Annotated in this window: 18 protein-coding genes; 10 read left to right on the plus strand and 8 right to left on the minus strand. The window is 69.5% G+C overall.

Annotated elements, in window-relative coordinates:
• The first annotated feature begins 274 nt into the window (after window positions 1-274).
• Window positions 275-922, plus strand: coding sequence for a response regulator transcription factor (locus ACFWV3_RS38920; RefSeq protein ID WP_030467690.1), 648 nt, complete (start codon window positions 275-277; stop codon window positions 920-922).
• 6 nt (window positions 923-928) lie between these two features.
• On the opposite strand, the gene ACFWV3_RS38925 is transcribed toward ACFWV3_RS38920, so the two are convergent.
• The 3 genes from ACFWV3_RS38925 to bluB all read right to left on the minus strand — a co-directional run bounded on the left by ACFWV3_RS38925 (window position 929) and on the right by bluB (window position 3904).
• A complete protein-coding gene (locus ACFWV3_RS38925) occupies window positions 929-2428 on the minus strand; it encodes a diguanylate cyclase (protein WP_382418948.1) in 1500 nt (499 codons plus the stop codon).
• A gap of 87 nt (window positions 2429-2515) precedes the next feature.
• Window positions 2516-3250 (minus strand): glycosyltransferase, encoded by a 735-nt coding sequence (locus ACFWV3_RS38930; protein ID WP_382418949.1) that lies wholly within the window; start codon window positions 3248-3250, stop codon window positions 2516-2518.
• A 27-nt stretch (window positions 3251-3277) separates the two neighbouring features.
• The gene (bluB, locus tag ACFWV3_RS38935) at window positions 3278-3904 is read right to left on the minus strand and encodes a 5,6-dimethylbenzimidazole synthase (protein ID WP_382418950.1); all 627 of its coding nucleotides are present in this window, start codon (window positions 3902-3904) and stop codon (window positions 3278-3280) included.
• Window positions 3905-3997: 93 nt separating this feature from the next.
• Between bluB and ACFWV3_RS38940 the strand changes: the two genes are divergently transcribed.
• The gene (locus ACFWV3_RS38940) at window positions 3998-4345 is read left to right on the plus strand and encodes a hypothetical protein (protein ID WP_382418951.1); all 348 of its coding nucleotides are present in this window, start codon (window positions 3998-4000) and stop codon (window positions 4343-4345) included.
• On the opposite strand, the gene rpsR is transcribed toward ACFWV3_RS38940, so the two are convergent.
• From rpsR to rpmB, 4 genes are read right to left on the minus strand one after another with little or no spacing between them, the layout of a single operon-like run.
• Entirely contained in the window at window positions 4293-4523 is a 231-nt protein-coding gene (rpsR, locus tag ACFWV3_RS38945; protein ID WP_382418952.1) for a 30S ribosomal protein S18, read from the minus strand. The genes ACFWV3_RS38940 and rpsR overlap by 53 nt on opposite strands.
• Window positions 4523-4729: a hypothetical protein gene (locus tag ACFWV3_RS38950; RefSeq protein ID WP_382418953.1), complete on the minus strand. Its 207-nt coding sequence runs from the start codon at window positions 4727-4729 to the stop codon at window positions 4523-4525. The genes rpsR and ACFWV3_RS38950 overlap by 1 nt, the downstream gene beginning before the upstream one ends.
• Before the next feature lies 1 nt (window position 4730).
• A complete protein-coding gene (gene rpmG / locus ACFWV3_RS38955) occupies window positions 4731-4898 on the minus strand; it encodes a 50S ribosomal protein L33 (protein ID WP_382418954.1) in 168 nt (55 codons plus the stop codon).
• Window positions 4898-5128 carry a 50S ribosomal protein L28 gene (gene rpmB / locus ACFWV3_RS38960; protein ID WP_382418955.1) on the minus strand — a complete coding sequence of 77 codons (231 nt, stop codon included), beginning with the start codon at window positions 5126-5128 and terminating at the stop codon, window positions 4898-4900. Before rpmB ends, rpmG begins: the two co-directional genes overlap by 1 nt.
• 49 nt (window positions 5129-5177) lie before the next feature.
• On the opposite strand from rpmB, the gene ACFWV3_RS38965 reads away from it, so the two are divergent.
• Genes ACFWV3_RS38965 through rpmF form a run of 3 tightly spaced genes read left to right on the plus strand, consistent with a single transcriptional unit; the run spans window position 5178 to window position 6471 of the window.
• Window positions 5178-6062, plus strand: coding sequence for a GTP-binding protein (locus ACFWV3_RS38965; protein ID WP_382418956.1), 885 nt, complete (start codon window positions 5178-5180; stop codon window positions 6060-6062).
• On the plus strand, window positions 6059-6310 hold the full coding sequence (locus tag ACFWV3_RS38970; RefSeq protein WP_382418957.1) for a type B 50S ribosomal protein L31: 252 nt from the start codon (window positions 6059-6061) through the stop codon (window positions 6308-6310). The genes ACFWV3_RS38965 and ACFWV3_RS38970 overlap by 4 nt, the downstream gene beginning before the upstream one ends.
• On the plus strand, window positions 6310-6471 hold the full coding sequence (gene rpmF, locus ACFWV3_RS38975; RefSeq protein ID WP_382418958.1) for a 50S ribosomal protein L32: 162 nt from the start codon (window positions 6310-6312) through the stop codon (window positions 6469-6471). Before ACFWV3_RS38970 ends, rpmF begins: the two co-directional genes overlap by 1 nt.
• On the opposite strand, the gene ACFWV3_RS38980 is transcribed toward rpmF, so the two are convergent.
• Window positions 6468-7115 (minus strand): histidine phosphatase family protein, encoded by a 648-nt coding sequence (locus ACFWV3_RS38980; RefSeq protein ID WP_382418959.1) that lies wholly within the window; start codon window positions 7113-7115, stop codon window positions 6468-6470. The genes rpmF and ACFWV3_RS38980 overlap by 4 nt on opposite strands.
• Before the next feature lie 74 nt (window positions 7116-7189).
• On the opposite strand from ACFWV3_RS38980, the gene ACFWV3_RS38985 reads away from it, so the two are divergent.
• The 5 genes from ACFWV3_RS38985 to ACFWV3_RS39005 are packed head-to-tail and all read left to right on the plus strand — an operon-like array spanning window position 7190 to window position 11168.
• Window positions 7190-7525, plus strand: coding sequence for an EthD family reductase (locus ACFWV3_RS38985; protein ID WP_382418960.1), 336 nt, complete (start codon window positions 7190-7192; stop codon window positions 7523-7525).
• The gene (locus ACFWV3_RS38990; RefSeq protein WP_382418961.1) at window positions 7522-8337 is read left to right on the plus strand and encodes a 3-hydroxyacyl-CoA dehydrogenase family protein; all 816 of its coding nucleotides are present in this window, start codon (window positions 7522-7524) and stop codon (window positions 8335-8337) included. The genes ACFWV3_RS38985 and ACFWV3_RS38990 overlap by 4 nt, the downstream gene beginning before the upstream one ends.
• Before the next feature lie 10 nt (window positions 8338-8347).
• On the plus strand, window positions 8348-9505 hold the full coding sequence (eis, locus tag ACFWV3_RS38995) for an enhanced intracellular survival protein Eis (protein WP_382418962.1): 1158 nt from the start codon (window positions 8348-8350) through the stop codon (window positions 9503-9505).
• Window positions 9506-9553: 48 nt separating this feature from the next.
• Window positions 9554-10537: a nucleotidyltransferase domain-containing protein gene (locus ACFWV3_RS39000; protein WP_382418963.1), complete on the plus strand. Its 984-nt coding sequence runs from the start codon at window positions 9554-9556 to the stop codon at window positions 10535-10537.
• A 19-nt stretch (window positions 10538-10556) separates the two neighbouring features.
• Complete coding sequence (locus tag ACFWV3_RS39005; protein WP_382418964.1) at window positions 10557-11168, plus strand: trimeric intracellular cation channel family protein; 612 nt, start codon at window positions 10557-10559, stop codon at window positions 11166-11168.
• The last annotated feature ends 72 nt before the right edge of the window (window positions 11169-11240 follow it).

Below are 11240 nucleotides of genomic sequence, written 5' to 3' on the forward strand. Positions count from 1 at the left end.
GGATTACCCGGCATGCATCCGTGTTTCGGTACGACATTCCATCAAGTGAGATATCCGTGTTTGGTCACGGAGAGTTCCGTCAGTCACCCTCAAGTCCTGGTGGCATGCCTACGCAGCGAAGTCGGCGGCCAATTCCGGTAACTGTGAACGTCGCCGTCGATCTCGAAAACCCGTTACCACATGATGAGATAACTGAGAATTAACGTGACCTTCGGCGTCTGTACGCGAAGATCACGAACATGTGGGAGCGCGGAACGCCAATGCGGGAGGCGTCGTGATCAAGGTTCTGCTGGCCGACGACGAGGACCTCGTCCGTTCCGGCCTTCGCATGATCCTGAGCAGCGTCGGGGACATCGAGGTCGTCGCCGAATGCGATGACGGACACCTGGTAGCCGACCTGGCACGCCAGCACCGTCCTCACGTGGTCCTGCTCGACATCCGGATGCGCACGTCGGACGGGCTCGTGGCCCTGCGGAGGCTGCGGACGCTGCCCGATCCGCCGAGGGTGTGCATCCTGACCACGTTCGACGTCGACGAGTACGTCTCGGAGGCGCTGCGGCTCGGAGCCGCGGGCTTCCTGCTCAAGGACACCGAGCCGGAACAGCTGGTCAAGGCCGTGCGCGACCTCGCGCGCGGGGGTGCGGTCCTCGACCCGGGGGTCGCGGCACGCGTCCTCGCGGCCGTGGCCGACGGGGAACGGATGGCGGAGCCGGCCAGGAGGCTCCTCCAGAGCCTGTCCGAACGCGAGCGCGAGGTGCTCGTGCTGATCGGCCAGGGCATGTCCAACGCGGAGATCGGCGGCACCCTGCACCTGTCGGAGGCGACGGTGAAGGGCTATGTCTCGTCCGTGCTCGGCAAGATCGGCGCGGTCAACCGCGTGCAGGCCGCGCTGGTGGCCTACCGCGGCGGCCTGATCGCGTAGAAGAGCTCAGCTCCCCGACACGCTCTCGGGGATCTCGTCCACCGAAGGCTCGACCTCGACCCTGTTGCGGCCGTGGCGCTTGGCGCGGTAGAGCGCCATGTCCGCGGCCGCGAACAGCTGGTCCAGCTTGGCCGGTCCCGCCGCGACGCCGATGCTCACCGTCGGGCGGCGGACCGCGCCCAGCACCATCGTCCAGTCGTGCCCGTCGACGGCCGCGCGGATCCGCTCCGCCACGTTCGGGCCGACGTCCATGTTCGGGCCGGTGTCGCCGAGCAGTACCACGAACTCGTCGCCGGCCCAGCGCGCCACCAGGTCGTCCGCCCGGCACTCGCGCCGCAGCAACGCCGCGATCTCGCGCAACGCCGCGTCGCCCGTCGCGTGCCCGGCGTCGTCGTTGACGTTCTTGAACCAGTCGACGTCGACCAGCACCAGCCACGGCACCTTGCCGCGCGCCGCCGTCGACTCCAGCAACGCCTGCGCGGCGCGTTCGAGCCCGAGCCGGTTCGCCAGGCCCGTCAACGGGTCGCGCGCCGCGGCCTCCTGAGCCGCCACCGCCACCCGTTGGGCCTGCACGGCCACGCGTCGCTGCTCCAAGGCCTGGCCGAGGCCCTCCTGCAACGTCTCCGTGGCGGTGCGCGCCGCCTGCATGGACCGCCGCAACGCCACGGCCTCGCCCACCGAGTCGTCCAGTGCGTGGCAGATGTCCGCGAGCTCCGTGGAGAACCGCAGCAGCAGCGAGACGTCGTTGATGCGTTCGGCGTTCGTCACCGCACGGGCCGCATAGGTGCGTGCCTCGTCGAGGATGCCCTGCTCGCGGTGCACGACGGCGAGCACCCAGTTGCCGACCGAGACGCCCCACAGGTCGTCGGCGTCCCGCGACAGCCGCAGGGTCTCCTCGCTGGTCTCCTCGGCCTTGTCGAGCTGCCCGACGCCGGCCAGCGACCGCGCGTAGGCACCGAGGAGCGCGCGCCGGTTCCGCTCGTCCTTGACGACGCCCAGGCCCTCCTCGAGGTACGCCAGGGCCTCCTCGAAGATCGCCGGCGCGGCGGCGGGGTGCCCGGCGCAGGCGCGGAAGTTGAGCGACCCGCCGAGGCGCTGCAGGCACAGCGCCAGCGTGTCGCTGTGGCCGGAGCGGCGGGCGACCTGGACGGACACGCGCAGCATGTCGAGTGCGGCCCTGCGGTTGCCGATGCCCTCCAGCAGGTAGCCGAGCGAGCCCATCGACTGGGCCACCGCGGGGCTGTCGGACCGGTCGGCGTCGAGGTCGGTCCAGCCCTCCGCGGCCAGTTCCAGGGCGAGCGGGATGCGCCCGAGGCGCCACGCCAGCATGGCCCTGTTGACGAGCATGGCCGAACGAACCCAGCGGTCGACGCCGGGGGACACCTTGGTGACCACCTCGTCGAAAAGACTGTTCGCCTCCGTCAGGCGACCGGCGTTGAGCAACGCGCGGACCTCTTGGTCCAGCCGCGGTACCTCGCCCGCCACCAGCGGGTCACGCTGCTCCACTCGTTCATCGACTCCGTTCCGACTCGCCGAGCGGCTTGCACAGGCTACCGGGATGGTCGCGCCCCGTACCGATGGTGGTGCAGGACGTCACCGAGGGGTAGTCGGTTGCGCCAACAGGTTGCGCAGCGCCTGGGCTCGATCGACGATCATTCCGTAGCGCAGCTTCTTGTCAACGGGGTCGTTGTGAACTTCCCGTGCGGTTTGCTGCACCCCGTGCTTGCGGTAAAGCATGCTCGGTGCCGCGATGAAGTACCCGCGCGACACGGTTTGAAGCGCCATCAACAGGCCCGTGTCCTCGGAAGACGGCAGCGCCATCCACCCGCCGAGTGCCAAAAGAAGATCCCTGCGGACGCACAAGGAGCCCGGAACGACCGGCAGACGCCATTCATCGGAGATGAATGCATCGAGCAGCCGGCCGGGTTCGAGAACGCCTTCGGCGGGATCGTCGAACTCCCACGAGATGACGTCCCCGTTGGAAAGAAGGTCACGCGCGGACGACGTCACCCACCCTATGTCCCCATGTCTTTCCAGCACCTCGACGTCCCTGGTCAGGGCTCCTTCGAGGAACAGGTCGTCCGCGTCCAGGTTCCGGACGAGCCGGCCGGAGGACCGGGCGAGCGCCATGTTCCTGGCACCCGCCGGTCCCGATGGGGAAGACGACGAGAAAGCGACCCTGGAGTCGTCTGAGAACAGTTCCGACTCCGCTTCTCCGTCGTGCTGGATCAGCCACTCCCAACTCCATCCGCGCGGAAGTTCTTGCGCGCGCAAAGATTCATACGCCTCCGGCAGGAAACGCATGTGCGGCGGATGGACGGGTGTCACGACGGAGATAGTGGGCATCTCACCGCATCAGTTTCGTCGGCCGAACGTGTCGTAATGAACAACGTCCTCGAGTGGCATCCGGTTGCGCCAGCCGTGACGTTCCAGATCAGGGGTGTCGGGAAGAGAACGAACGGGTCCCATGCACAGCCACGCCACCGGACGGACCCTCGTGGGGATGTCCAGCAGCCGGCGCAGCACATCCTCCCGGTAGAAGCTCACCCAGCCCACGCCGAGGCCCTCCTCGGTCGCCGCGAGCCACAGGTTCTGGATGGCGAGGCACACCGAGTACAGGCCCGCGTCGGCGATCGCGTGCCGGCCGAGCACCGCCGGCGACCCGCGGTCGGGGTCGTAGGTGACGACGACCCCGAGGGACGACTCCAGCACGCCCTCGACCTTGATCCGGGAGAACACCTCCGCGCGTTCGGAGTCGAGCTGCGCGGAGAAGACGCTGCGTTCGGCATGGACGTGGTCCCGGAATGCACGTCGAATCGATTCATCACGCACCAGCACGAAGTCCCACGGCTGCGAAAGACCGACGCTCGGCGCCGCATGGGCCGCGGTCAGCACCCGGCGGAGCACCTCTGGCGGGATTTCCGCCCCGGTGAACTCGGCGCGGGTGTCCCGGCGGCGGTGTACCACGTCGTACAGGCTCATTCGATCGATCGTGCCTCACTCGAAAGCACCAACTTGGCGGTCGGGAGGTGGCGCTGATCTCACCTGAGGCGATAGACCGATCGGATGCGAAGAATGAGAGGTGGTTACGGCTCCGCGCTCGGGTTCGGCTGCGGAGTCGGCGTGACCACGTTCACCGGCGCCTGGCCGCTGCTCGCGCTGTTGTTGTTGGCGGCCGTCGTCGTGGTCGTGTCGTTGCGCACGACGATCGTCGGCGCCGGCCTGGCCGCGCTGCAGTGCTGGGGCCTCTACGCGACCTTCTTGGTCGGTGTTCGTGGTGACCTGACGGTCGACGAACACACGACCTGGGTGCTCGCGTTGCTGGTGCAGCTCGCCGTGCTGGCGTTCGTGGCCAGCACGGCGATCCGCGTCATCGCCCTTGCGACGGGTACGGCAACAAAGCCATCTCCCGTGCGTTTTTGATCGCCGTGGCGACCTGGCGCTGCTGCTGCGGCGTCAGGCCGGTCACGCGGCGGGACCGGATCTTGCCCCGGTCCGAGATGAACTTGCGCAGCAGCGTGACGTCCTTCCAGTCGACGACGGTCACGCCCTCCTTCGCGAGGAGGTTCTGCCTGCGTTTGAGCGGCTTGCGGTCGCGCATCACCAGCTCGCCTTCGAGACGCCGGGCAGCTCGCCGCGGTGCGACGCCGTCCGCTCGCGTTCGTCGAAGCGGGATGAGGTGAGCACGTGCTGCGCCAAAGGTGAAGTTCGGCTCGTGCGTGCGTCGACGGTCTTCAGTTGCCGCACCGCCTTCGAGTCCGCGCTCCACCCGAGGTGACTTGCGGCGATCTTCGACTTCTTCGCCACGTCAGCGCTCCTCCTTGAACTCGACGTGCCTGCGCGCCACCGGGTCGTACTTGCGCAGCACCAGCCGGTCCGGGTCGTTGCGGCGGTTCTTGCGGGTCACGTAGGTGAAACCGGTGCCGGCCGTCGACCTCATCTTGATGATCGGCCGCACGTCGTTGCCCTTGGCCATCAGACCTTCTCCCCTCGAGCGCGCAGCCGGGCCACGACGGCCTCGACGCCCAGCTTGTCGACGGTCTTGATGCCCTTGGCGGACAACGTGAGCGTGACGAACCTGTTCAGCGACGGCACCCAGTACCGCTTGCGCTGGACGTTCGGGTTCCACCGGCGGCGCGTCTTGCGTTGTGAGTGCGAGACGCGGTTGCCGAAGCCGGGCTCGCGGCCCGTCAGCTGGCAGCGCACTGGTACCTCCAGATTGAAACGACATTCGTTTTCATCTACGGTACCTCACATGGAAACCGTTGTCGTCATGGTGGCGGGGCTGGTGGACCACGACGTCGCCGTGCGGGTGTGGCGGGACCGGCCCGGTTCGGTGCTGGTCAGGCACATCGCCGCGGAGACGTGCGTGCGTCGGTGGGTGGACGGCGTCGTGACCGACGTCGAGCTGCTGCACGGGTGCGTGTCCTGCACCGTGCGGGAGGACCTGCGCGGGCTGCTCGGGACCTTCCGGGGCCACACCGTCGTGCTGCACCTCGACCCGTTGCTGGAGCCGGACGCGGTGCGCCGCAACCTCGGCGTCGACGTCGAGTGCGTGATCACCGTGCTCGACGCGGCGAGCTGGCTGGACGACGCGCTCGGTGACGCGTCCATGGTCAGCGACCAGCGGACGGTGGCGCAGGTCGTCGTCGCCCAGGCCGAGGCCGCCGATGTGCTGGTGCTGCAAGGGGATGCGGACGAACGGACGCTCGCCGTGCTCGACCGGCTCGCGCCCGGTGCGCACCTCTGCACGCCGGACGCCGTTGTGGTGCAACGGTCCGCGCGGCCGCGGATGGTGCCCCTCACGCCGGAGTGCGGTGTCTCGACGGCGGTGTTCACGGCCGACCGGCCGTTCCACCCCGCGCGGCTCGACGAGGCGCTCGACTCGTTGCTCGACGGCACGGTGGTGCGCTCACGCGGACGGCTGTGGGTCGCCGACGAGCCGGATCTCGCGCTGCATCTGGAGTCCGCGGGAGGCGGGCTGCACGTCGGTGCCGGCGGACCGCGTGACGGCAGGGCCACCCGGATCGTGGCGATCACGCTGGGGGAACCGGACGACATAACCGCGGCGTTCGCCAAGGCGCTGCTGACCGACGACGAACTGTCCTTCGTGGACTCGATCAGAGAGCTGGAGCTGTGAAGCCAGGAATCCACCCCGACTACCACCCCGTCGTCTTCCAGGACGCGTCCACCGGCAGGACGTTCCTGACCCGGTCGACGGCCACGTCGAGCAGGACGGTCGAGTGGGAGGACGGCAACTCCTACCCGCTGCTGGTCGTCGACATCACCGCCGACTCGCACCCGTTCTGGACGGGCACGCAACGGCTGGTCGACACCGCCGGCCGGGTCGAGAAGTTCAACCGCCGCTACGGGAAGCGAGAGCGCTGATGGCCGTTCCGAAGCGCAAGACCTCGCGATCCAACACGCGACACCGCCGGTCGCAGTGGAAGGCCGCCGTGCCGGACCTCGTGCGCGTGCGGACGTTGGACGGCAAGGAGCTCCTCGTGCCCCGGCGGCTCGTCGCGGCCTACAAGCGGGGGCTGCTCTAACGGGCCAGCTGGACCGTTCCGTCCGGTGAGTCGCGCCACTGGTCGAAGGGGCGGTCCAGCTTCCAGCCGGTGCCGTCGTGGTCGAGGACGCGGTGCTCGCACGTGTCCGGGTTGGACAGCGACTCGAACAGGTCGATGCTCCAGTCGAAGAACCTGCGGCACAGCAACCTGATCGTCAGGCCGTGCGACACCACGAGCACCGTCTTCGGGTGCCCCTCGTCCTTGTGCATGCGCACCGTCAGGCCGTCGAGGAACGCCGCGACCCGGTCGTCCACGTCGGCGCCGGACTCCCCGTTGGGCAGCCGGAAGAAGAAGTGGCCGAACGCGTGCCGCTGGTGCTTGAGCACCTCCTGCTGCACCGGGTCCTGCAGGTTGCCCCAGTCCTGCTCGCGCACCCGCGGCTCGGTGACGACCCGCTCGGCGTCGAGGCCCAGCAGCTCGAACGTCCGCTTCGTCCTCTTGTACGGCGAGATGTAGGCCGCGACCGGGTCGTCGCCGACCAGCGACCTGATCGTCGGGCCGGCCGCGCGGGCCTGCCGTTCGCCGGTCTCGGTCAGCGGGAGGGCGTGGTCGGGGATGCGGCAGTAGGCGAGCTCGTCGACGTTGCCGAGGCTCTGTCCGTGGCGCAGCAGGATGATCCGCACCTCACCATCGTGCCCCAGCTCCTCGGGTACCCCAGCCGTTACAGTGCTCGGCGAGTCGAGGAGGATGGTGTCACATGATCAAGTACATCGCGCTGTACAAGAAGCCCGCGGATGCCGAGGTGTTCGACAAGGCGTACTTCGAGTCGCACCTGCCGATCGTGAGCTCGGTTCCCGGACTCGTGCGCGCCGAGGTCGCCAGGGTGCAGCGGGTGTTCTTCGCGGGGTTCCTCGGTGAGACCGAACCGCACCTCGTCGCCGAGATGTACTTCGAGTCGGAGGCGTCGTTCAAGGCCGCCCTCCAGTCGCCGGAGTGGGCCACGTCTGGTGCCAACCTCGCCGAGATCGGCGGGATGGAGCTGGTCGCGATGTTCAGCGCCGACGTGCTCGACGCGTCCGGGGCCGTCGCGTGAAGGCTGTCGTCATCGGCGGCGGCACGATGGGCGCGGGCATCGTCCACGTGCTGCTCGCGGGCGGCCACGAGGTCACGCTCGCGGAGGCCGACGCGGACCGCGCCGAACAGGGCAGGCTCGCCGTCCGGCGGTCGCTCGACAAGGCGCAGGAGAAGGGCAAGCTCGCCGACGCCGCAGCGGTGTTCGCGAACCTGAGCACCGGTGAGCTGCCGGAGGACGCGGCGCTGGTCGTCGAGGCCGTGCCGGAGAACGTGCCGCTCAAGCAGAAGGTGCTGGGCGACGCGGCGGCGAGGTGCCCGCAGGCCGTGCTCGCGTCGAACACGTCGTCGCTCTCGATCGCCGAGATCGCCGCCGGACTGCCCGGCGACCGCGTGCTGGGCATGCACTTCTTCAACCCCGTGCCGGTGCAGCAACTGGTCGAGCTCGTCCACCACGAGGGCGTCGACCCGGCGAACGTCGCCAAGGCGCGGGCGTGGGCCGAGGAGCTGGGCAAGACCGTCATCGAGGTCCGCGACTCGCCGGGCTTCGCGACGTCCCGGCTGGGCGTCGCCGTCGGCGTGGAGGCGATCCGCATGCTGGAGGAGGGTGTGGCCTCCGCCGCGGACATCGACACCGGCATGAAGCTCGGGTACCGCTGGCCGATGGGGCCGTTGGAGCTCACGGACCTGGTCGGGCTCGACGTCCGGCTCGCGATCGCCGAGCACCTCGCCGCTGAGCTGGGACCGCGCTTCGAACCGCCGGCGCTGCTGCGGGACAAGGTGGCCCGCGGTGAGCTTGGCAAGAAGTCGGGTCAGGGCTTCTTCACCTGGTAAGCAGGGGTTCGTGAAGATCCGCGAGTACACCGAGGACGACCTCGACGCCGTGTTCCGGCTGCGCAAGGTCGCGTTCAACTCGACCGAGCGGCCGGAGCGGCTGACGAGGCCGGGCACGCACGGGCTGGTCGCGGAGCTCGACGGCCAGGTCGCCGGGGTGCTCGGCATTGGTGAGTACGCGCAGTTCTACGGCGGCGCCGCGGTCCCGATGGGCGGGATCGGTGGCGTCGCCGTCGACGGTGCGATGCGCGGCCGTGGGGTCGCGAACGCGTTGCTCGACGCTTCGCTGAACGTCATGCGGGAGCACGGACAGGCGCTCTCGGTCCTCTACGCGACCGTGCCGACGTTGTACCGGGGCCGCGGCTGGGAACGCTCCGGCGTCCTGGAGTGGGTCGAGCTGCCCATGGACCGGCTGCTGGCGGTTCCGAAGCCCTCCGAACGGATCCCGTCCCGCCCGGCCCGTGAGAGCGATCTCAGCGCCCTGCACGAGTGCTACCTGGAGGTGGCGCGCACCGTCGACGGCCTGGCCGACCGCCGTCCGCCCCGGATCGAGCTCGCGAAGGTGCTCGAGATGGACCTGGTGAGCGTGCTGCCCGGTCCGAACGGCCTGCGCGGGTACCTGACGGCGCAGCGCGAGCCCGGTGGCGACATGGGACGGCTCAAGGTGTTCGACCTCGTGGCGCTCGACGCCGAGGCGCAGCTGACACTGCTGTCGTCGCTGGCGTCCTGGGCGGGCACGCTCGAGGCGGTGGACCTGCGGGTCACCGATCCGGCGACGGTGAACCTGCTGGCCGGCACCCCGCTGCGGCACTCGGTGTGGACCGCGACGTGGATGCTGCGCGTCGTCGACCTGCCCGCCGCGGTGGCCGCCCGCGGCTGGCCGGATCCGGCCGACGCTGCCGTGGACCTGGAGATCGTCGACCCGCACGCGCCGTGGCACGCGGGCCCGTGGCGTCTCGTCGCCGAGGGCGGATCCGTGCGCATCGAGCCTGGTGGAACGGGTGCCGTCCGGCTGCACGCGCGGGCGCTCGGGCCGTGGTTCGCGGGTGCGCAGAACACGCACGCGTTGCGGCGCGCGGGTTTGCTGGAGGGCGACCCGGCGGACGCGGCGGCGCTGGACCGGCTCGTCGGCGGGGCCGGCATTCCCCGGCTCGCGGATTTCTTTTGACGCGCGTCGATGTTCACCCGAACGGCGCTCTCAAGTAACAATGAGGGCGTGGCGGGGGACCAGGACGAGGTCAGGCATGCCTACGGCGACAACATCGGTTGGCGCCTGAAGGGCTATGCGAGGCGCGGCAGCGGGCCACCGGTCAGCGTGCGGGAGCTCTCGCGCGAGGAGTTCCTGCAGATCCGGCCGTTCTTCGACGCCGAGGACAACCCGTGGCTCGTCGACCTGCACCAGGTCGTGCCGGAGTCCCGGGACGACGTCGAGCGGGTGCTCGGGCCGCTGGACCCCGACCAGGACTACTACGTCACCGGACAGCCCCTGGACTGGGACAAGGATCCCGTCCAGGCCGCCCGCGACGTGCTCGACGAGCGCTATCCGCTGGCGAGGGCGGCGTTCCTCGGCGGCAGCGTCGCGGCCGGCACCTACACGGCGAACTCGGACCTCGACATGGTCGTGATCGTCAACGACCTGCCCGGCGCGTTCCGGGAGACGCTGGAACACCGCGGCTGGCCGGTCGAGCTGTTCTGCCACACCGTCGAGTCGTTCTACGACTTCGTCGCCCGTGACACGAAGGACCGGCGCCCTCCGTTGCTGCACATGTGCGCCGAGGGTTTTCTCATGCTCGACGCCGATGGCACCGGTGCGCGGATGCGGGCCGAGGCGCGCGCTCTGCTCGATGCCGGCCCTCCACTCGCGACCGTGACCGAGCTGGAAGACCGCCGCTACGGCACGACGGACCTGCTCGAAGACCTGCTCGGGGCACGGGACGACGACGAGCGGCTGTTCGTCGCGGCACGGCTGCTGACCTGCGCGGGGGAGCTGGCGCTGGTCGTGCAGAACCGGTGGCTGGGGCACGGGAAGTGGTTGCTGCGCCGTCTCCGCGACGCCAAGGAGGACGAGCTGGTGGACTCGTACCGGGCGCTGGTGCGGGGCGAGGGCGCCGAGCGGTTCATCGCGGTCGTGGAGCACGTCCTGGCGTCCGCCGGCGGGCGGATGGAGGTCGGTTACCGCCGGAATGCGTCGCAGCGGTGAGCAGCTAGCCTTTCCATTCGTGCTGCTCATCGTCCTGGAGCTGATCGGGATCGCCGTGTTCGCCGCCTCCGGTGCGGTGGCCGCGGTCCGTGCCAGGTTGGACGTGTTCGGCGTGATCATCCTGGCGCTCACCACGGCGCTGGGCGGCGGCATCATCCGCGACGTCCTGCTGGGGGTGCACCCGCCGACGAGCCTGCGCAGCTGGCCGTACCTGCTGGTCGCGGGCGTCACCGGCCTGGTCGTCTTCTGGTACCACCCGCAGGTCGCCAAGCACCGCCGGTCCGTGCTGCTGCTCGACGCCGTGGGGCTCGGCCTGTTCGTCACGTCGGGCACCACCACCGCGTTGTCGCTCGGCGCGCCTCCGTACGCGGCATGCCTGATCGGAATGACGACCGGCATCGGTGGCGGCGCACTCCGCGACCTTCTTCTTCGTGAGATCCCATTGGTCCTGAGGAAGGAGATCTACGCCGTGGCGGCGCTGTGCGGAGCGGTCGTCGTCGTGCTGGGCGAGTGGGCCCGGTTGCCGAAAGGCCTGGTCGCGCTGACTGGTGCGTCAATAATCATCACCATTCGGCTGATCGCGCTCTGGCGGAAGTGGAACGCGCCCGTCGCCAGGGGCCTCGAGGGCTAGCAAGAACTAACGCAGTACTCACACCCGCAGTTAGGGCCCTTCTCAGGCGGCTCTCAGATCCCTCGGCAAGAC

The organism is Lentzea sp. NPDC059081 (genome assembly GCF_042738015.1).
Classification (GTDB): domain Bacteria; phylum Actinomycetota; class Actinomycetes; order Mycobacteriales; family Pseudonocardiaceae; genus Lentzea.